This is a genomic window from Streptomyces sp. NPDC086835 (assembly GCF_044745705.1).
Lineage (GTDB): Bacteria > Actinomycetota > Actinomycetes > Streptomycetales > Streptomycetaceae > Streptomyces.
The window spans coordinates 834,129-852,655 of sequence record NZ_JBIVAU010000002.1; the positions used below are offsets into that span (position 1 = coordinate 834,129).

The 18,527-nt window shown below is 72.6% G+C and carries 19 protein-coding genes; 6 read left to right on the forward strand and 13 right to left on the reverse strand.

The window, feature by feature from the left end; translation table 11 throughout:
* Positions 1-20 precede the first annotated feature (20 nt).
* The 9 genes from ACIPJI_RS09935 to ligD form a co-directional block, all read right to left on the reverse strand.
* Positions 21-473 (reverse strand): DUF3291 domain-containing protein, encoded by a 453-nt coding sequence (locus tag ACIPJI_RS09935; RefSeq protein WP_402245429.1) that lies wholly within the window; start codon positions 471-473, stop codon positions 21-23.
* Entirely contained in the window at positions 470-1,525 is a 1,056-nt protein-coding gene (locus ACIPJI_RS09940; RefSeq protein ID WP_402245431.1) for an amidase family protein, read from the reverse strand. Before ACIPJI_RS09940 ends, ACIPJI_RS09935 begins: the two co-directional genes overlap by 4 nt.
* On the reverse strand, positions 1,522-2,982 hold the full coding sequence (locus ACIPJI_RS09945) for a penicillin-binding transpeptidase domain-containing protein (protein ID WP_402245432.1): 1,461 nt from the start codon (positions 2,980-2,982) through the stop codon (positions 1,522-1,524). The genes ACIPJI_RS09940 and ACIPJI_RS09945 overlap by 4 nt, the downstream gene beginning before the upstream one ends.
* The gene (locus ACIPJI_RS09950) at positions 2,979-4,370 is read right to left on the reverse strand and encodes an FtsW/RodA/SpoVE family cell cycle protein (protein ID WP_402245434.1); all 1,392 of its coding nucleotides are present in this window, start codon (positions 4,368-4,370) and stop codon (positions 2,979-2,981) included. Before ACIPJI_RS09950 ends, ACIPJI_RS09945 begins: the two co-directional genes overlap by 4 nt.
* Before the next feature lie 137 nt (positions 4,371-4,507).
* A complete protein-coding gene (locus ACIPJI_RS09955) occupies positions 4,508-4,813 on the reverse strand; it encodes a zinc-ribbon domain-containing protein (protein ID WP_307708262.1) in 306 nt (101 codons plus the stop codon).
* A 56-nt stretch (positions 4,814-4,869) separates the two neighbouring features.
* The gene (locus tag ACIPJI_RS09960) at positions 4,870-6,999 is read right to left on the reverse strand and encodes a PBS lyase (protein WP_402245436.1); all 2,130 of its coding nucleotides are present in this window, start codon (positions 6,997-6,999) and stop codon (positions 4,870-4,872) included.
* A 250-nt stretch (positions 7,000-7,249) separates the two neighbouring features.
* Positions 7,250-7,681 carry a DUF4440 domain-containing protein gene (locus tag ACIPJI_RS09965; RefSeq protein ID WP_356621391.1) on the reverse strand — a complete coding sequence of 144 codons (432 nt, stop codon included), beginning with the start codon at positions 7,679-7,681 and terminating at the stop codon, positions 7,250-7,252.
* An 84-nt stretch (positions 7,682-7,765) separates the two neighbouring features.
* A complete protein-coding gene (locus tag ACIPJI_RS09970) occupies positions 7,766-8,671 on the reverse strand; it encodes an ATP-dependent DNA ligase (RefSeq protein ID WP_402245438.1) in 906 nt (301 codons plus the stop codon).
* Positions 8,668-9,552 (reverse strand): non-homologous end-joining DNA ligase, encoded by an 885-nt coding sequence (gene ligD, locus ACIPJI_RS09975; protein ID WP_402245440.1) that lies wholly within the window; start codon positions 9,550-9,552, stop codon positions 8,668-8,670. Before ligD ends, ACIPJI_RS09970 begins: the two co-directional genes overlap by 4 nt.
* Positions 9,553-9,603: 51 nt before the next feature.
* On the opposite strand from ligD, the gene ACIPJI_RS09980 reads away from it, so the two are divergent.
* Positions 9,604-10,662 carry a Ku protein gene (locus tag ACIPJI_RS09980; RefSeq protein ID WP_402245442.1) on the forward strand — a complete coding sequence of 353 codons (1,059 nt, stop codon included), beginning with the start codon at positions 9,604-9,606 and terminating at the stop codon, positions 10,660-10,662.
* A 201-nt stretch (positions 10,663-10,863) separates the two neighbouring features.
* Here ACIPJI_RS09980 and ACIPJI_RS09985 read toward each other — a convergent pair whose 3' ends face one another.
* Positions 10,864-11,457: a TetR/AcrR family transcriptional regulator gene (locus ACIPJI_RS09985; RefSeq protein WP_402245444.1), complete on the reverse strand. Its 594-nt coding sequence runs from the start codon at positions 11,455-11,457 to the stop codon at positions 10,864-10,866.
* Between the two features lie 45 nt (positions 11,458-11,502).
* Between ACIPJI_RS09985 and ACIPJI_RS09990 the strand changes: the two genes are divergently transcribed.
* From ACIPJI_RS09990 to ACIPJI_RS10005, 4 genes are all read left to right on the forward strand, one after another.
* Complete coding sequence (locus ACIPJI_RS09990; protein ID WP_402245446.1) at positions 11,503-12,396, forward strand: DUF2867 domain-containing protein; 894 nt, start codon at positions 11,503-11,505, stop codon at positions 12,394-12,396.
* Positions 12,397-12,534: 138 nt separating this feature from the next.
* Positions 12,535-12,990: a carboxymuconolactone decarboxylase family protein gene (locus ACIPJI_RS09995; RefSeq protein ID WP_307710488.1), complete on the forward strand. Its 456-nt coding sequence runs from the start codon at positions 12,535-12,537 to the stop codon at positions 12,988-12,990.
* A gap of 115 nt (positions 12,991-13,105) precedes the next feature.
* Complete coding sequence (locus ACIPJI_RS10000) at positions 13,106-13,555, forward strand: SRPBCC family protein (RefSeq protein ID WP_356621397.1); 450 nt, start codon at positions 13,106-13,108, stop codon at positions 13,553-13,555.
* Between the two features lie 66 nt (positions 13,556-13,621).
* The gene (locus ACIPJI_RS10005) at positions 13,622-13,696 is read left to right on the forward strand and encodes a 50S ribosomal protein bL37 (RefSeq protein WP_373297613.1); all 75 of its coding nucleotides are present in this window, start codon (positions 13,622-13,624) and stop codon (positions 13,694-13,696) included.
* 156 nt (positions 13,697-13,852) lie between these two features.
* Here ACIPJI_RS10005 and ACIPJI_RS10010 read toward each other — a convergent pair whose 3' ends face one another.
* From ACIPJI_RS10010 to ACIPJI_RS10020, 3 genes are all read right to left on the reverse strand, one after another.
* Positions 13,853-14,257 carry a DUF779 domain-containing protein gene (locus ACIPJI_RS10010; protein WP_356621398.1) on the reverse strand — a complete coding sequence of 135 codons (405 nt, stop codon included), beginning with the start codon at positions 14,255-14,257 and terminating at the stop codon, positions 13,853-13,855.
* On the reverse strand, positions 14,257-15,774 hold the full coding sequence (gene adh / locus ACIPJI_RS10015) for an aldehyde dehydrogenase (RefSeq protein WP_307708272.1): 1,518 nt from the start codon (positions 15,772-15,774) through the stop codon (positions 14,257-14,259). Before adh ends, ACIPJI_RS10010 begins: the two co-directional genes overlap by 1 nt.
* Positions 15,775-15,947: 173 nt before the next feature.
* Entirely contained in the window at positions 15,948-17,180 is a 1,233-nt protein-coding gene (locus ACIPJI_RS10020; RefSeq protein ID WP_356621400.1) for a GAF domain-containing protein, read from the reverse strand.
* 229 nt (positions 17,181-17,409) lie between these two features.
* Here ACIPJI_RS10020 and ACIPJI_RS10025 point away from each other — a divergent pair, with 229 nt between their 5' ends.
* Positions 17,410-18,489, forward strand: coding sequence for a polyprenyl synthetase family protein (locus ACIPJI_RS10025; RefSeq protein ID WP_402245449.1), 1,080 nt, complete (start codon positions 17,410-17,412; stop codon positions 18,487-18,489).
* Positions 18,490-18,527 lie beyond the last annotated feature (38 nt).

The following is an 18,527-nucleotide window of genomic DNA, read 5'->3' on the forward strand; positions in this document are numbered from 1 at the left end:
GGGGTGACCGGCGCCGCCGGTCACATCTGGGGCGCCGGGAACGACTTCCGGAGGGTGAACGCCCGCTGGGTCGGCCCGTGTTCGCGGATGTGCAGCAGACGCTCCTCCGCCTCGCGGACCGTCGGCCGACGACCGGCGGGGACCCACCACAGCGTCGTCATCACCTCGTGCATCCGCTCGAAGAACTCGTAGCGCCGGGCCAGCAGCTCCCGGTGCACACCCTGGTACATGAAGGCGGTCAGGGCGTCGGTGTCCCGCCACACCGACATGTTCACCATCAGCCAGTCGTCGCCGAAGACCCGCAGATCGGTCGCGTCACCGGCTTCCGTCTGGAGCCGCCAGACGAAGCCGTCGGCGGCGTCCGCGACCGCGTTCACGGGGATGAGGTTGTCCACGAAGTCCTTCAACTGCGGTGAGTCCAGCGGGTGTTTGAGGCGGCCTATGTTCACCTGGGCGAGCTCGTAGGAGGTCATGGCCGCACAGTAATCAGGCCCTTCTCCGCCGCCACCGCCATTTCGACCAGTGAGACGTCCGCCCCCCGGGCCGCCACCAACTGGAGCCCCACCGGGCAGCCGTCGCCCGTGAAGCCCGCCGGGATGCTGGCCGCAGGGTGGCCGCTCAGGTTGAACGCCCAGGTCAGCGCCGTCGAGTAGACGTCCCCGGGGCCGTCGTGACCGTGCGGCCGGTTGGGGGTGGCGGGGGTCAGCAGGACGGCCGCGTCGGCGAACAGGACGTCCAGGCGGCGGTCGTTCTCGGCCCGCACCGCCGCTCCTCGCGCCGGCCGGCCGGCCCGTACCGCCGTCCACGCGTCGCACGGGTCCATGAGTACCGGGCGGGCCTCCGCGAGCCGTACGACACCGGCGGACTCCAGCCGTTCCACCGCCGCCAGCGCGACCGCGGCCACCTCTGGATCCGTGTCCGCGAAGCCCAGGTCGGCCGACCAGACCGCCGGCAGCGGAAGGACCGGCGCCACCGGCTCGTAGGTGTCCAGTACGCAGCGCAGATACGCCCGGGCGTCCGCCGCCGTCGGCGTGAGGACACCCGCGGAGGCAAGGCCCGTGCGGTCGGGCGAGGGCAGCAGCCCGTTCGTGGTCTTCAGTCCGAACACCGAGCACCAGGCCGCCGGGATCCGTACGGATCCCGCACCGTCGCTGCCGGTCGCCAGGCCCACCATGCCGGCCGCGACCGCGGCGGCCGACCCCGCGGAGGATCCGCCGGGAGTGCGGTCCGGCCGCCAGGGGTTCCGGGTGGGGCCGTGCGCGCCGAGGCCCCACGTCTGCCAGGGGGTGCCGGGGCCTGGCACCGACGTCGAGCCGACGGACACTCCGCCCGCCGCGGTGAGCCGCCGCGCCGCGTAGGACCGGATGCCCGAGGGGCCCTTCACCGCGAACGGCATCCCGGCCAGGGGGAGGCCGGTGTCCGTCGATCTTTCACGGGAGAGCGCCTCCTCGGCCCACACCTCGACGAAGGCGCTCACCTCCGGGTCGAGCCGCCCGATGGCGTCCAGCGACGCAGCGATGTTCATGAGTCCCACAGTGCCGCCTTCATCACGGCCCGCGCGACGGGGGCGGCGCTGCCTCCGCCGCTGATGTCCTCCCGTACCGCGGAGGCGTCCTCGACGACCACGGCCAGCGCGACCGCCGGCCGGGGCGCGTCGTATGCCTGGGCCCATCCGATGAACCAGGCGTAGGGGAGACCGGTGTTGTCGATGCCGTGCTGCGCGGTGCCCGTCTTGCCGCCGACGGTCGCGCCCGCGATCGCCGCGTTGTCGCCCGTGCCCTCCTCGACGGCCCGCACCATCAGTTCCCGCAGCCGCTGCGCCGTGACCGGGGTCATCGCCTGACGGTAGGCGCGGGGGCCGTTCTGGGCGATCAGGTCGCCGTTCGCCCTGGTCACCCGCTCCACGAGGTAGGGGCTGCGGATGTCGCCGCCGCTCGCGACGGCCGCCGCGACCATCGCCATCTGCAGTGGGGTGGCCCTCGTGTTGAACTGCCCGATCGAGGACAGCGCCAGCTGGTCGGGGGACATGTCGGTGTCGAAGTTGGAGGCCGTCACGCCCGAGGGGATCCGCAGCCCGGGGTCGTTGAAGCCGAACCCCCGGGCGGTCGCGACCATGTCCCGCAGTCCGACCCGCGCTCCGAGATTCGCCATCACGGTGTTGCACGACCACTGGATGGCGTAGGCCAGCGAGGCGTCCTCGCATCCCCTCGTCGCGTTCGGCAGCGGGGTGCGGGTGCTGGGCAGCAGATACGGCTCCGGTGTGCGCGTGGGCGCGTCCACGTCGTCGACCACGCCGCTCTCCAGGGCCGCGGCGGCGGTCACGATCTTGAACGCGGAGCCGGGGGGATAGGTCTGGCGGATCGCGCGGTTCAGCATCGGCTGCGCGTCCGCGCCGTTCAGCCGGGCCCAGGCCCGGGAGACGTCCGGCCCGTTGCCGGAGAGCAGCCCCGGATCGTAGGACGGGCTGCTGACCAGGGCCAGGATCTTGCCCGTCGAGGGCTCGAGCGCCGCGACGGCGCCCCGCCTGCCGGCGAGGCCCCGGTACGCGGCCTGCTGCACGGCCGCCTTGACGGTGGTGGCGACGTCCCCGGCGGACGGCCTGCCGCGGCTCAGGTCGCCCCAGAAGGGGAACGGCGCCAGCAGCGGATCGCTGCCGCTGAGGACCGGGTCCTGCGCGTGCTCGACGAACGAGGTGCCGTAGGTCTGCGACGAGTACCCGGTCACCGGCGCGTACAGCGGCCCGTCGCGGTACGTGCGCTCGTGACGGAGCTGCTCACCGGTGTCCTTGGACCCGGTGACCGGCTTCCCGTCGACCAGGATGTCACCGCGCGGCTCCGCGTAACGGGCGATCGCCGCCCGGCGGTTGGCCGGATTCTTCTCGAGCGCCGACGCCTCCAGCACCTGCACGCGGGCGGCGTTGGCCAGCAGCGCGAGCAGGAGCAGCAGGCTGAACACGGCGGCGTGCCGAATGCATCTGGTCACCCCCGCACCGCCGGCGCCGGGGCGTGGACGCCCACCTCCACGGGCACGGGCAGCGGCATACGGGCCGAGTGGCTGAGCCGCATCAGCAGCGCCACGATGACCCAGTTGGTGACCACGGAGGAGCCGCCCTGCGCGAGGAACGGCATCGCCATGCCGGTCAGCGGGATCAGGCCCGTCACGCCGCCCGCGATGACGAACACCTGGAGCGCGACGATGGAGGAGAGGCCGACCGCGAGGAGCCGGCCGAACGGGTCGCGCAGCGCGAGCCCGGCGCTCAGTCCACGGGCGACCAGCAGCCCGTACAGCAGGAAGATCGCGCTGAGACCGACGAGCCCCAGTTCCTCGCCCGCGGTGGCGAGGATGAAGTCCGACTTGGTGGCGAAGCCGATCAGCACGGAATGGCCGAGTCCAAGACCGGTGCCCAGTATCCCGCCGGCGGCGAAGGCGAAGAGGGACTGGGCCAGTTGACCGGGGCCCTCCCCGGACTCGATGCCGGCGTACGGGTCGAGCCAGTCCTCGACCCGGCTGTGGACGTGCGGTTCGAGCGAGCCGACGGCGTACGCGCCCGCCGACGCCAGCAGCAGGCCCACCACGATCCAGCTGATCCGACCGGTCGCCACGTAGAGCATGACGACGAAGAGCCCGAAGAAGAGCAGCGAGGTCCCGAGGTCCCGTTCGAGGACGAGGACTCCGACGCTGACCAGCCACACCGTGACGATCGGTCCGAGCACCCGGCCGGTGGGGAGCTGGAGCCGGCGGATCAGCCGGCTGGCGTGGGTGAGGGCGCCCCGGTTGCCGGCGAGGTACGCGGCGAAGAAGACGGCGAGCAGCACCTTCGCGAACTCGCCGGGCTGGAAGGACAGCTGCCCCATCCGGATCCAGATCCTGGCCCCGTTGACCGCGGGGAAGAAGATCGGGGCGCAGAGAAGTGCGAGCGCGGCGGTGACGCTGATGTACGCGTACCGCTGGAGGATCCGGTGGTCGCGCAGGACGACGACGGCCACGATGAACAGGGCGACACCGGAGGTGGACCAGACGAGCTGGGCGGGGGCCGCCCGCTCCAGCGGGGTCTCCAGGTCCAGCCGGTAGATCAGCACCAGGCCGAGGCCGTTGAGCAGGACCGCGATCGGCAGCAGCAGGGGGTCGGCGTAGGGCGCCCGCAGGCGTACGGCCAGATGCGCGAGGAGGGCCAGGACGCCGAGGCCCGCTCCGTATCCGGCCGCGTCCGGCGGCACGGCGCCGTTCCTGGCGAGACCGACGGCGACGTAACCGTGGACGCAGATGAGGACGGCGCCGAGGAGGAGCGACAGTTCGACGCCCCGCCGCTTGGGCGGACGGGGCGTGGGAGACGGCTCGGGCGCCGAAGTGCCCGCTGTCGTTGCGGTCATGCCACGCAACGTAGCAAGCGGCGAGTCCGTTTGTCCCTTTATGTCATAGTGCGCCGACGTCGAACAGAGAGGTCGTCACGCAGCGTCGGCCGGCGGCGGAGACGCTCTCCGTCCGCCGCGCCCGCGCCGCCGCCGGCTCAGCGCTGGTAGGGGTGCTGCCCCTGCTGGGCCTGACCGTGCGGCTGACCGCCCTGGACGCCCTGGCCGCCCGCGGACTGCGCCTGGAGCTGCTGCGCCTGCTCCGAGGAGATCTGCTGCTCGGCGCCGCAGAAGGTGCACTGGGTGGCGTACTTCGTGGAGAAGGGGAACAGCGGCACGAAGAACAGTGTGAACTTCGTGACGCGCTTCCTGAGCGTGTGCGCGGAAGGATTGCCGCAGTGGCCGCACACCAGTGTCAGTATCGCCAGCTGGTAGATGTAACCCTTGGTACCGAAGATGATCATGTTGTCGGGTCCTCCCCGTTCATGGTCCGCCGTCACGCTCCGCCCGGCATGCGAAGTCATGGCCTGCGGTGAACCGCCCGCCGGCACAGAGCCAGCAGTCTCTCGTCCTCCACGATGTCATGACTGTCCGCCCCGTTGTCGATCGCGTTATGACGTCTTGCGGACAGCAGCTCGCGGTCGACCAGGCCCACCGCTCCCTCGGCGCCCGCCGTGGTCATGTCCGCCAGACACGCCGCGGTGGGCACCCGGGTGCGCGGCATCGTCTCCCAGGCCGCGCGCAGTACCGGCCACGCGCCGTCGGGATCCCCCGTCACCCGCCACAGCGCCTCCGACGCCCGCACCCGCGTCCACGGTTCCATCGACCGCAGCAGCCTGGCGAGCTGCGGCGCGGCCGGCGTGCCGGCCGTCCCCATGGATGCGAGCACCGAGGCCGCCGACCGGCGGGCGGCCTGCTCGGGCGCGTTCAGCACCGCGCACAGCACCGGCACCACCGCGGCCGCGTCACCTTCGATCGCCCACAGGGCGCCCGCGGCCCTGGCGGCCGCCGCCGGCGGTAAGCAGGCCACGGCGCCGCAGGCGGACCGCCGGGCCGCCGCCGGCTGGTACCCCGCCTCGCGCAGCAGCCCCCACAGATACGGCACCGCCTCGTGCGCGGCGGGCCCGAAAGCGGTGAGCGTCCGCACCGCCGCGTCGGTCAGGCAGCCACGCCGCTCGCCGGACGCCTCCCGCAGTACACGCAGCACCGAGGGGACCGAGCCCGCCGCCGTGTCCGCCCCCAGCACGGACAACCCGTGCAACAGCGGCACGGCGCCGTCGGACGCCCGGTCGTCCAGCTCCAGTACGTCCAGCCGCTCGCGCAGCGCCGGTGCGAGCGCGGCGGCGGCCCCGCCCAGCCGGTCCAGCGAGTGCCCGAGGTCCCGTGGCACATCGGGCAGCTCCAGGAGCCGCGCCAGCACCGGCACCACCCGCACGTCGCCGGCCCGCGCGAGCGCGAGGACGGCCGGCCCCAGCGTCGGCGGCCCGCCCTCCCACTCGCGCACCCAGCTGCCGGGCTCGGCGGCCAGCCGCCGCGCCAGCGCGTCCGCCGCCGGCTCCGCCAGGCCGAACAGGTCCCCCAGGGCGTACGCCGCCGCTGCGGAGAGGCGCGGCTCCGGTTCCGCGAGCTGGTCGCCGATCAGGCCGACCAGCTCCCCGTACGCGCCCCGCCATGTCCGCAGCAGCGCGCTGCTCATCCGTACGGCGTCGATCCGCTGCGCCCGGTCCGGGCTGCACAGCTGGTCCGCCAGCAGCGCTATCCGGTCCTCGACCCGGTCGCCGAGGCCCGAGTGGAGGGTGCGCAGCAGGTCGGCCGTCCAGGGTGCGCGGCGGCCCACGGTGTCGGCGGCCCGTACCTGGCGCAGCTGGCCGAGCAGCGTCGGTGACGGGAGCCGTTCGGCGGCAGGGACCACCGCCACCGGTTCCGTGCGCAGCTCACGCAGCAGGCCCGTCACCCCGGGCACCACGTCGGAGGGCAGCGCACCGGGGGCGCAGCGGGCCAGCTGCGCGATCGCGGCCAACCGGAGACCCGCCCCGTACGCCATCCCGGAGAGCCCGGTGAGCCACTCCACCACCTCGGGCAGCAGGCCCTGGTGCCGCAGCGCGATCCGCCCGGTGGCCTCCACGCACGCGAGCCGCACTTCAGGGTCCTGCTCGGCGTCCAGCCGGGCCCGCAGCAGGCGCAGGACCCGCACCGGGTCGGTGTGCAGGGTGGCCAGCGCGAGCGGCGCGGCGAGCCGCACACCGCGGTCCGGGTCGTCGACCAGGCCGAGGAACACGTCCGCCCCCGCGGTCACCGCGGAGGCGGCCATGGCGTAGTTCGCGGCGTCCTCGAACTCCTCGTCCTCCGGGTCGAGTTCGTCGTCGCCGTCCAGGTCGATGCTGCCGATGCTGGTGAGCAGTTCGACGATGCCGCCCCGGTCCTCGACCGCGGGGTCGGCGACCAGCTCCATCAGGAACGGGATGCAGGCCAGCGTCGAGTCGTACACGTCGCCCTGGTGGTGCACGGCCCCGTACATGGCGTCGAGTGCGCTCTCGCGCTCGGCGGGATCCCCGGAGGCCAGTCCTCGCAGCAGCTCCGGCACATCGTCGGCCGGGCCGTAGGCGTGTTCCAGAGAGGCCCACTCGACCTCGTCGATTCCCGCGAACACGATTGTCCCCCTCCCAAGAAACCTTGGGTCTCAACCTTGTGTCTGGGGGAAGTGTGCCCCAAGGATCCGACATCCTGACCGGTATCCGACGGGGTTGTCTCGGGGTTGTTGAATCCAGGCCTGTTGCCGCCGTCGCGGGCCGGTCCGCGGTGCCTGCGGACCGGCGCCGTGAGGCGGTGCCCGTGGTGCTCGCGCCCTGCCGACCGGGGAGGTGCCGGGGGGTGACGCCCCCCGGTCGGCAGGGCCGTTTCTAGCGGAGGTTGTCCCCCCAGCCGCCCTGCATCATCGTCTGGAACGCCCACTTGCCGTCCTGCTTGATCAGGATGTCGGCGTACCGCAGCTGCTGGGTCCGGCCGTCCATGGTCATGGTCGAGTCCGTGAAGACGACGGCCATCGCGGGGGAGAGGAACACCGGAGTCCGTACCGACTCGAAGGAGATGTCGTCGCTCCCATCGCCCATCACATGGCTCATCGTCTCGACGAACTGCCGGCGGTCCCACTGGGCGGAGGCGCCGTTGCCCGCGGCGTCGTCGCTGATCAGGTTGAGCGGGAACACTGCCATGTCCGCCATACGCCCGACGTCGCGCTTGGCGCTGTGCGCGTCGTAGGCGGCGAACCACTCCTGGATGCTCGCCAGTTCCTCCGCGCTCGGGGTGTATCCGGTGTCGGGCAGAAAGGTCACACTTTCTCCTTGCCGTTCATCAACTGGGGCCACACGTGTGCGTCGCAGAAGGTACTGCCCGCACACTCGATTAGTCAAACTTGATTAATCGAGTTCTTCCGGTGACCGCAGCCGTACCACCGTCGTCACGGCGTGCCGCGTCGTACCCAGCTCCACCTCCGCCGTCACTCCCGGCTCCACCGCCCGGTAGGTGACCTCGCCGATCCCGGTCGCCACCGCCGTGCCGCTCCCGCCACCCGCCCGCCTCGCGAGCAGGGTCCCCGCCTGTGTCCGCAGCGCCGGCGCCATCGGACCGGACACCACCGGGGTGTCGTCGTCGGGCAGTACGACGACCAGCGCGGCCGGACGCTCCCCGCTGCCGGTGAAGCCGACGACGGCCGCGTCATGGGTGCGGGTGTGCCGCAGCTTGCGCCACAGCCGCACACCGCCCCGGTACGACTGGTCCAGCCGCTTGATCACCAGCCCTTCGACGCCGATCCCGGGCAGGCTCTCGTACCAGCCTTCCGCCTCCGCCCGGTCCCGCGTCATCGGCACGGGCTGGAGCGGCGGCCCCAGCGGCCCGGCCACCGCCACCAGCCGCGCCCGCCGCTTCTCGTACGCGAGCGGGCGCAGGTCCACGCCGCCCTCCGCGAGCAGGTCGAAGGCGGCGTACGAGGCGGGCAGGGCGCGCGCCAGCGCGGGCGCCCTGCCCGGTGTGGCGGCCGCTCGCTTCTGTACGGCGGCGAAGTCGGTGCGCCCGTTCCGCCACACCACGACCTCGCCGTCGAGCACCGTGTCCTCGGGCAGTTCCCGCGCAGCGGCGACCAGGTCGGGGAAGGCGGCCGTGACGATCCGTCCGGAGCGGGCCTGCAACAGCACCTCGCCACCGATGTGGAAGATCACCAGGCGGTGCCCGTCGAACTTCGGCTCGTAGGCCAGGCCGGCGCCCCGCGGCAGCGCGTTCACCGACTCGGCGAGCGCGACCTTCAGGGGTGGCCGGGGCAGTGTCACGGCAGGCGTCCGGCGCTGCCGGGGTCGTCCACGGAGGCGAAGAGGTCCCCGTACCGCTCCAGCCGGGGGGCGATGTCGTGGAGCCGGAAGGCGAGGCCCTCGTCCGCGCGGCCCTCCTCGACCTCCTCCCAGGTGACCGGTGCGGAGACGGCGGGCTCCGTGCGGGCCCGCAGGGTGTACGGGGTGGCGGTCGTCTTCGCGGCGGCGTTCTGGCTGTGGTCGACGAAGACCTTGCCCGGCCGCAACGAGCGCGCCATCCGGTGCAGCACCAGCTTCGGCAGTTCGGCCTCGCCCTCGACGGCCAGCGACTTCGCATAGGCGGAGACCTGCTCCGAGGGGGTGGGCGTCACCGGTACGACCAGATGCAGGCCCTTGGAGCCGGACGTCTTGGCGTACGCCTCCAGCCCGTCCCGCGCGAGCCGCTCGCGCAGCCACACAGCCACCTCGCAGCACTCGGCGATGGTCGCGGGCGCCCCGGGATCGAGGTCGAACACCAGGCGGTCGGCGACGGCGGGCTCGTCCGCCCGCCACTGCGGGGTGTGGAACTCGACCACCAGGTTGGCCGCCCATACGAGTGACGGGAGGTCGTCGATCACGACCTGGCGGGCCTTGGGATCCTCCGAGCGGGGGACCGGCGTCGTGCGCACCCAGTCCGGGGTGCCCGGGGGCGGGTTCTTGGTGAAGAACAGCTGCCCGTCCGGCCCGTCCGGATACCTCAGGAAGGACACCGGGCGGCCCTTGAGGTGAGGGAGGATCGCCTCCGCCATGACGGCGTAGTAGTGCACGATCTCGCCCTTGGTGGTCCCGGTGGCGGGATGGATGACCTTCTCCAGGTTGGTGAGCGCCAGGCGCCGCCCCTCCACCTCTGTGATCGGCGTCATACGATGAGAATCCCACGGAACCCGAATTTTCTCGGACGAAAGGGATGAAACGTGCGATCCATCTGGAACGGCGCGATCTCCTTCGGGCTGGTCAGCATCCCGATCAAGCTGGTCAACGCCACCGAGAACCACTCCGTCTCCTTCCGCCAGGTCCACGCCGCCGACGGCGGCCGGATCCGCTACCGCAAGGTCTGCGAACTGGAGGAGAAGGAGGTCACGCAGTCCGAGATCGGAAAGGCCTACGAGGACGCCGACGGCTCGATGATCCCGATCACCGACGAGGATCTCGCGGCCCTCCCGTTGCCGACGGCGAAGACGATCGAGATCGTCGCCTTCGTGCCCGCCTCCGCGATCGACCCGCTTCAGATGGACGCGGCCTACTACCTCTCCGCCAACGGCGCTCCGGCCGCCAAGCCCTACACGCTGCTGCGCGAGGCCCTCAAGCGCTCCGATCGGGTGGCGATCGCCAAGTTCGCGCTCCGCGGCCGGGAACGGCTCGGCATGCTCCGGGTCGTGGACGAAGTGATCGCCATGCACGGGCTGCTGTGGCCGGACGAGATCAGAGAGCCGGAGGGGGTGGCGCCGCAGACCGACGTGGCCGTACGGGAGGCCGAACTCGACCTGGCGGACGCGCTGATGAACACCCTCGGTGAGGTCGATCTCGATTCGCTGCACGACGACTACCGCGAGGCGGTCGAGTCCATGATCGCCGCGAAGGTGGAGGGAGGCGGCGAGCTCCCCGAGCATGCCCCGGCGGAACGCGAGGGCGGCAAGGTCATCGACCTCATGGCGGCGCTGGAGAGCAGCGTGCGGGCGGCGCAGGAGGCGCGGGGCGAGGGGGTGGAGGAGCCCTCGGGCGAGAAGGCGCGGGTGACGCCGATCAAGGGGCGGCGTGCCGCGGCCTCGCCGAAGTCGTCCGGCGGTACGAAGAAGTCGACCTCGACGGCGGCGAAGAAGACGGCGGCGAAGAAGACGGTCGCCAAGAAGACGAAGTCGACTTCCACGGCGGCGAAGAAGTCGGCGTCCAGGTCCACGGAGAAGTCGGCGTCCTCCGCGGAGAAGAAGCCGGCGGCGAAGAAGGCCGCACAGCGGAAGCGCTCCTCGGCCTGAGCGCTCCTCCGCCTGCGGGGGGGGCCGGGAGCGCGGGTCGGAGGTGGCGGGCCTGGCCGCCGGGCTCCGGCCGCGCCCGGCGGTGGCGGGCGTCGCGCGGTCGGCGCGGTCCGCTCCGGCACGCGGCCCGCGGGCCGGGGCTCCGGGCCGGGTCGCGGTGGGCGACGGTCCGGCCGAGTGCCGGCCGGGGGCGGTGCGCGGTTACCGGCGGAGCAGGGTGTCGATGACCGACTCGAGGTAGGCGTCCCGTCCGGCGCCGGCGGGCAGGACGTGGGGGACGGCATGGCTGAGCTGGGTGTGCCCGAGGTAGCTGCTGTAGGCCAGCAGGCCGAGCCGGGCCGCCTCCTGCGCGCCGAAGCCCAACTCCTCGAAGAGCCCGGCCACGTACCCGATGCGGCGCTCGGTCACCCGCTGAAGGACCGCGGCCACGCGGGGGTCGGCGGCGGTGGCGAGCAGTGACACCTCGAGCGGATCGTCCGCGGCCGACGTCGTCGCGTGGTGCAGCAGGGTGCGGAGCCGCTTCTCCGGATCGGCCTCCGCCTCGACGGCGACGATGATCTGCTCGGTGCAGATCTCCTCCCAGCGCTCGAGCGCCGCCGCGACGAGCGCGTCCCGGTTGGTGAAGTGCCAGTAGAAGCTGCCCTTGGTGGTGCCGAGCCGGGCGGCGAGCGGCTCCACGGCGACTCCGGCGAGCCCGCGCTCGGCCATGGCCGCGAGAGCGGCGTCCGCCCAGTCGCCGACGGTCAGCCGTTTGCGCTCCCGGTTCTTCTCCGTCTCACCTTTCCGCATCTCCATACGGTACCGTACGGAGAAACGTACGCCACCGTATGGAGGTGCGTGATGCGCACGCTGCGGAACGTTCACGAGCGGATCGTCGACGCCCCGGCGGAGACCGCCGGGGCCCTGTTGGACCGCGTCTCGGCCCCCGACGACCCGCTCAGCCCCACTCCGGTGTGGCCCCCCATCCGTTTCGACCGTCCGCTCGGTGTCGGCGCCGCCGGCGGCCACGGCTTCGTCCGTTACGCGGTCGGCGAGTACGAGCCCGGCCGCCGCATACGCTTCGACTTCCCGCCCCCGGAGAACGGCTTCCACGCGCTGGAGATAGAGCCGCTCGGCCCCGGCCGGTGCCTGGTGCGGCATGTGCTCGAACAGCGGCAGAACGTCCGGGAGACCCTGCTGTGGGCGCTGGTGATCGGGCCCCTGCACGACACGATGGTCGAGGAACTGCTCGACAACGCCGTCCGCGCCGCCAGCCCCGGCGCCCCGCTGCGGCCCACCCGCTGGACCCGCAGGGCGCGCCTCCTGCACCGCGCCGTCGGCGACCGGGCGAAGGCCGCCCCGCCCCCGGCGTCGGCAACCCTGGCCCGACAGGCCTATGAGAAGCCGGACTTCATGGACGCCTGCCGGATCCCGCTGAATCCCGGAATGCCCCGGGATCCCGAAGCCTGGCGCACCGTCCTCCCGTTCCCCGTCCGTGCGACCGCCCCGAACGAGATCCTCCTGGGCAAGGACGCCGGACACCTCGACTTCCGGGCCTCGCTCCTGATCGAGGACGACACGGCCACGCTCACCACCGTCGTCACGATCCACAACCTGCGCGGCCGCCTGTACTGGGCCCTGGTGCGCCACTTCCACCCCCTGACGGCCCGTCTGATGCTCACCCGTACCCGCCACCGGCTGGCCCGCCGGGCCGCGCCCGCACCGCTGCGCCCGGCCGAACCGGCGCCGCGCTGACGGATACGGCGCCCCGGCCGGCAGCTGCCCGTGCAAGGCGTTCCCGGGCATTCCGCCCGGCCTGTCACATCCGCCCGTCGCCGAGGGTCATGTCAGTGACGGAGCAAGAACGGAGCGGAAGCGATGAGGAGCACGATCATGCAGGCACGGATCAGCAACCCGGCAGTCGTCGTCCCCGAGGCCATGCAGCCCGTACTCGACCTGCTCAAGGCGGTCCGTACGGGCGGAGTCCCCTCGGCGACCCTGGAGTTGGTGCACCTGCGGGCCAGTCAGATCAACGGGTGCAGCTACTGCGTCGTCGCCGGTACGCAGAGCGCCCGCAAGGCAGGGGAGACCGAGGAGCGGCTGGCGGCCGTCGCGGCCTGGCGGGAAGCGCCGTACTTCACCGACGCGGAGCGTGCGGCCCTGGCGCTGACCGAGGCGGCGACCCGGCTGGCCGACCGGTCCGACCCCGTCCCGGACGACGTCTGGAACGCGGCCGCCGAGCACTACGACGAGAAGCAGCTCGCCTCGCTGACGCTGATGATCGGCGTGACCAACATGTTCAACCGGTTCAACGCCACGACCCGCCAGATCGCCGGCGCCGGCTGGTAGGCCCGCGCCGCCCCGGCCGGTCGCGGTGCGGGCCCGCCGCCGCGATCCTTACCGCAGGCAGGTCGGCAGGTCGGCAGGTCGGCAGGTCCGGCCGGGAGCGGAGCGGGTGAGCGGTATGAGCATCGACGAGACGGCCGAGCGTCTGATCCCGCTGCCGCCCGAGCGCGTCGCGTCCTACGCCATGGACTGGCGCCACGACCACGAGTGGACCCAGGGCATCCGCCGCGCCGCACTGACGCGGGAGGCCGAGGGCGGCGGCTTCGGAGTCGGGGCCGAGGTGACCCGGACGGCCTACTTCCTGGGCAAGCGGATCGACTACGTGCTGCGGGTGGCCGCCCACGAGCCGCTCCGGCTGCTCGACATGGTCTCTGTGGCGGGTCCGATGCCGATGCACGTCACGTACACCTTCGCGCCACGGCGGAACGGCACCCTGGCCCGGATCCGGGTGCGCGGCGAGACGGGCGGCTACTACCGCCTCGCCGCCCCGCTGATGGCGCGCAAGGTGCGTGGCTCGATCGGCAAGGACCTGGCGGACCTGGAGCGTGTGCTGACCCCGGCGCGCTGATGCGGCCCCAGGGCTCGGTTCCTAGACTGGCGGCGTCCGAAAGGTCCCGATCCGAGGGAGACGCGCATGTCCAAGCGAGGCAACAAGCGGCGCGCCCGTAAGAAGAAGGGCGCGAACCACGGCAAGCGCCCCAACGCCTGACCGAGCCGTCGCGCAGACGGACTCACGGGAGCCGGACCCGGCACTACGGGTCCGGCTCCCGTGCCGTGAGGCCGTGGAGCGTCCGGCCGGCGGGTCCGTGCCGCGCAGCCGCCCGGCCGGGTGGTCAGCCGTTCAGCCGCTCGGCCGGTGAATCGGTCAGCCGGTCACCTCGTCACCCGTCGGCAGGGGCGGCTCCGCCTCGATCCGGGCCAGCTCGGCGTCCGTGAGAAGCCGGGACCGGAGCAGGAACCGCACTCCTTCCGGCGCCTCCAGCGAGAAGCCGCTGCCCCGTCCGGGCACCACGTCGACGGTGAGGTGGGTGTGCCGCCAGTACGCGTACTGGTCCGCGCTCATCCAGAACGGGGTGCCGCCGGCCACCTCGCCGAGCAGCACGTCGGAGCCGCCGACCCTGAACTCGCCCCGGGGGTAGCACATGGGCGCGCTGCCGTCGCAGCAGCCACCGGACTGGTGGAACATCACCGGCCCGTGCCGCGCGGCGAGTCGTCCCACCAGTTCCTCGGCGGCGGCCGACAGTGCCACCCGCCTCGCCCGCTCGGCCATCAGAAGAATCCGAGCTTCTTCGCCGAGTAGCTGACCAGCAGGTTCTTCGTCTGCTGGTAGTGGTCGAGCATCATCTTGTGGTTCTCCCGGCCGATGCCGGACTTCTTGTAGCCGCCGAACGCCGCATGCGCCGGGTAGGCGTGGTAGCAGTTGGTCCACACCCGGCCGGCCTTGATCTCCCGGCCCAGGCGGTACGCGGTGTTCCCGTCCCGGGTCCACACGCCCGCCCCCAGGCCGTACAGCGTGTCGTTCGCGATCTTCAGCGCCTCGTCGACCGAGTCGTACGTCGTGACGGAGACGACCGGGCCGAAGATCTCCTCCTGGAAGATCCGCATGTCGTTCCTGCCGCGGAAGATCGTCGGCTCGATGTAGTAGCCGCCTTCCAGCCCTGCCACCGTGCGCGGCCCGCCGCCGGTGAGGATCTCGGCGCCTTCCTGGGTGCCGATGTCGATGTACGAAAGGATCTTCTCGTACTGGTCGTTGCTCGCCTGCGCGCCGATCATCGTCGCCGGGTCCAGCGGATCGCCGCTGACGATCGCCTTGGTGCGCTCGACGCAGCGGGCCATGAACTCGTCGTAGACCGACGAGTGGATCAGCGCCCGGGACGGGCAGGTGCAGACCTCGCCCTGATTGAGCGCGAACATCACGAAGCCCTCGACGGCCTTGTCCAGGTAGTCGTCGTCGGCGGCGGTCACGTCGGGCAGGAAGATGTTCGGGCTCTTGCCGCCCAGCTCCAGCGTGACGGGAATGATGTTCTCGCTGGCGTACTGCATGATCAGACGCCCGGTGGTGGTCTCTCCGGTGAACGCCACCTTGGCGACGCGCGGGCTGGAGGCGAGCGGTTTGCCGGCTTCGACGCCGAAGCCGTTGACGACGTTGAGCACCCCCGGCGGGAGCAGGTCGGCGATCAGCTCGACCACCAGCAGCAGGCTGACCGGCGTCTGCTCGGCCGGTTTGATGACGACGCAGTTGCCCGCGGCCAGCGCGGGCGCCAGCTTCCAGGCGGCCATCAGGACGGGGAAGTTCCAGGGGATGATCTGGCCGACCACGCCCAACGGCTCGTGGTAGTGGTACGCCACGGTGTCCGCGTCGATCTCCGCGATGCTGCCCTCCTGGGCGCGGACGACGCCGGCGAAGTACCGGAAGTGGTCCACGGCCAGGGGGATGTCGGCCGCGAGCGTCTCGCGCACCGGCTTGCCGTTCTCCCATGTCTCCGCGACGGCGATCTTCTCGAGGTTCTCCTCGATCCGGTCCGCGATGCGGTTGAGGATGTTGGCCCGTTCCGTGGCGGACGTCCGGCCCCACTTGCCCGCCGCGGCGTGGGCCGCGTCCAGGGCCAGGTCGATGTCCGCGCCCGTCGACCGGGCGACCTCGCAGAAGACCTTGCCCGTCACCGGCGTCGGATTGTCGAAGTACCGGCCCTCCACGGGGGCGACCCAGTCGCCCCCGATGAAGTTGTCGTATCGCCGGGCGAAGTCGACGATGCTGCCCTCGGAACCTGGCTGCGCGTACACCATGGCGGCTCTCCTCGGTGGATGGCGAGTGCGGTGGCACGGCGGCGGTCACGCCGCTGCGCTGAGCACACTGTGGGCGCGCGAGGTTGGCGCGGGGTTGGCGCGGCCCGGCCGCCTCGGACGGTCGAGGGCGTGGCCCCGCGCTTGCGCCGGGGGCCCGGGCCTCCGGTTGGTTGTCAGTCGTCGCGCAGGGCGGTGCTCAACCGCCCGGCCGCGAGCGCCCGGCGGGCGTCGCCCGGTCCCAGCAGGCGCAGCGCGTGCTGGTGCACCTCCGTGTCGTACGGGGCCCGTTCGCCGTAGCGGAGGGCGTGTTCCGGGCGGGCGCTGGCGAGGACCGCCTCCCGTACGGCGACCTCCAGCTGGGCCCGCCACTCCACGATCCCCGGCGCCTCCGACCGGGGCAGCAGCGGCCCGCGGTAGAGGCGCAGCGCGGCGGCGGTGTCGCCGGTCTCCAGTGCGCGCAGCAGATCGACGGCGTCGCAGGCGACGGGCGTCGTCAGCGCGTAGCGGCGGGTCGCGATGCCGCCGGACAGGGCGCGGCGCAGGTGGGAGATCTCCGCCTTGAACGTGGAGGCGGTGACGGGCCTTTCGCCGTACAGCGCCTCGCGCAGCCGCTCCGGCGGGAAGCCGTCGGGCTCCAGCGCGAGCAGGGTCAGGATCTCCAGCTGACGCGGCCGCAACGGCAGTGGCGTACCGTCCCGCACGGCTCCCTGCGCCCCCAGGCACCGCAGCCGCACGCCCCCGGTGCGCGGCCCCGGCGGCTCCGCCCGCAGCCGGGTCTCGATCGTCGAGACCAGCGTGCGCACCGTGGACATGGCCAGCGGGTGCGAGCGGTCCCAGGTGGTCGACAGGTCCAGCACGCCGAGGATCCGGCCGCCGGCGTCGCGGATCGGCGCGCAGTAGCAGACCCAGCCGTGCAGGGCGGTGACCAGGTGCTCGGCGGAGAAGATCGTGCTCGGGCGGCCCGTACGCAGCGCCAGCGACAGCGCGTTGGTCCCCATGGCCTGCTCGTCCCACCGGCCGCCCGGCGCGAAGTTGACCCGTTCCGCGCGACGCTGCATGGTCCGGCCGCCGCACGTCCACAGGATGGTGCCGCACTCGTCGGTGACCGCGGTGACGAACCCGGCGTCGTCGGCGATGCTGTGCAGCTCGTCCGTCAGCCCCTCGACGGGGCCGCGCAGTGGTGATCGGGCCCAGCGTTGGTGCACCGCGCCACCGTCCGAGACGGGGGCGCTGTCCCGGCCGGGATCGACGCTGCTGAGCGACCGCACCCAGGACTCCGTGACCTCGGGCCGCAACGTCTCGCCGCCGGCCGGTGACCATGTGGCCGCCTTCGACCCGGGCACCCATCGGGACCACTCGTCCTCCAGGGCGGCCCTGCGCCGCCGGAGGTCACTGCGCTGTGACATGTTCTCCCCTGTCGCGGATCGGGGGGACGACCGACCATTGTTCCCGCGGAGGGCGGACGGCGCACCATGCCGTCGGGCTGAATCTTCCGGTGGGCCGCGGCGCGGCCGGGGGACGACCCCGGCGGGCCGGCGGCGTCGCTCATGCCGGCCGCACAGCCGATGGGAAGCCGCGGCATTCCGCTTCCGGAGGCCCAACCACCGCCCGTCGCACGCTGGTTACGATCCCGGAATGACGAGCTCTGGAGATCACATAGGCGGCGACCACCGACGTGGGGCCGCAGCGGCGGAACGCGCGGCACGCGGCGTACGCGACCGGCCGGGCACCGGGATCGCCGCAGGGAACGCGAACGCGTACGTGGACCTGCACCAGAAGTTCGCAGCGGACATCGACGCCGAGGTGGACAGCGCCCTCGAAGGCCTCGGTCCGTCCTCGAGCGAGCTGAGGACCGCGGTCGCCGGCCTCTTACGGCACCAGACGTTCACGTACCCGCTGTCCGCGCTGGCTCTGCTCGTGCACGGCGCGGAGACGGGCGATCCCGGCCCCGCCGTTCCGATAGCGGCCGTCCACGACCTGTGGTGGACCTCCGCCTGCTACCTCGACGACATCGCCGACGGCAACACCTCGATCGTGGCCGGCGGCGCCCTCGGCGCGCACGAGGCGCTCCTCGCCTCCGTCGTCACCGGACACGTCCTGCCCCTGCGGATCCTGCGCTCGCTGCCCGTCCCCGAACCGGTGCGCGGCGCACTGACGGACGAGGCGCTGCGGTGCGCCGCCGCGGCGGCCGAGGGCCAGCTGGCCGATCTGGGCGGGGAGGCCGGGCGCGCGACGCGTGAGGTGGTCGCGGAGGTCTACCGCGGCAAGTCCGGCGCACCGTTCGCGATGATCACGGCAATGGCCGCGACGCTGTCGGGAGCGGATGCGGAGAGAGTGGACCGCTGGCGTGAGTTCGGCTCCGTCTTCGGCATCCTGTGGCAGCTCTTCAACGACCAGGAGGACCTGCTGTCCGGCCGCGACGAGGACCTGCGGAACGGCACGGTCACCTACCTTCTCGCCTGCGCCCTCGACGGGGCCGCCCCCGAACACTCCGACCGGATCACGGCCCTGCACGCCGCCGCCCCCGATTCCGCCGCGGCCCGCACCACGCTGACCGGCCTCCTCCGCGCCCCCGCCGCACTCGACCGCTTCCGCCACGACATCCACGGCTTCCGCGACCACGCCCTGCGCATCCTCACCGGCCTGGGTGGCGACCCGGAGTTCCTGCCGCCACTGACCGACCTGGTGACCAGCTCGTCCCGCGTCCTGCTCTGACGCGCAGCCCCGCCGGCCGGCCAGGGGGTCCGGCACCC

Excerpts from the sequence above, each read along its gene's own strand:
- ACIPJI_RS10025 (WP_402245449.1), top strand. The coding sequence starts at position 17,410 with ATGACGAGCTCTGGAGATCACATAGGCGGCGACCACCGACGTGGGGCC.
- ACIPJI_RS10010 (WP_356621398.1), bottom strand. The coding sequence starts at position 14,257 with ATGGCCGAGCGGGCGAGGCGGGTGGCACTGTCGGCCGCCGCCGAGGAA.
- adh (WP_307708272.1), bottom strand. The coding sequence starts at position 15,774 with ATGGTGTACGCGCAGCCAGGTTCCGAGGGCAGCATCGTCGACTTCGCC.
- ACIPJI_RS10000 (WP_356621397.1), top strand. The coding sequence starts at position 13,106 with ATGAGCATCGACGAGACGGCCGAGCGTCTGATCCCGCTGCCGCCCGAG.
- ACIPJI_RS10020 (WP_356621400.1), bottom strand. The coding sequence starts at position 17,180 with ATGTCACAGCGCAGTGACCTCCGGCGGCGCAGGGCCGCCCTGGAGGAC.
- ACIPJI_RS09990 (WP_402245446.1), top strand. The coding sequence starts at position 11,503 with ATGCGCACGCTGCGGAACGTTCACGAGCGGATCGTCGACGCCCCGGCG.
- ACIPJI_RS09995 (WP_307710488.1), top strand. The coding sequence starts at position 12,535 with ATGCAGGCACGGATCAGCAACCCGGCAGTCGTCGTCCCCGAGGCCATG.
- ligD (WP_402245440.1), bottom strand. The coding sequence starts at position 9,552 with ATGACGCCGATCACAGAGGTGGAGGGGCGGCGCCTGGCGCTCACCAAC.
- ACIPJI_RS09935 (WP_402245429.1), bottom strand. The coding sequence starts at position 473 with ATGACCTCCTACGAGCTCGCCCAGGTGAACATAGGCCGCCTCAAACAC.
- ACIPJI_RS09955 (WP_307708262.1), bottom strand. The coding sequence starts at position 4,813 with ATGATCATCTTCGGTACCAAGGGTTACATCTACCAGCTGGCGATACTG.
- ACIPJI_RS09985 (WP_402245444.1), bottom strand. The coding sequence starts at position 11,457 with ATGGAGATGCGGAAAGGTGAGACGGAGAAGAACCGGGAGCGCAAACGG.
- ACIPJI_RS09940 (WP_402245431.1), bottom strand. The coding sequence starts at position 1,525 with ATGAACATCGCTGCGTCGCTGGACGCCATCGGGCGGCTCGACCCGGAG.
- ACIPJI_RS09950 (WP_402245434.1), bottom strand. The coding sequence starts at position 4,370 with ATGACCGCAACGACAGCGGGCACTTCGGCGCCCGAGCCGTCTCCCACG.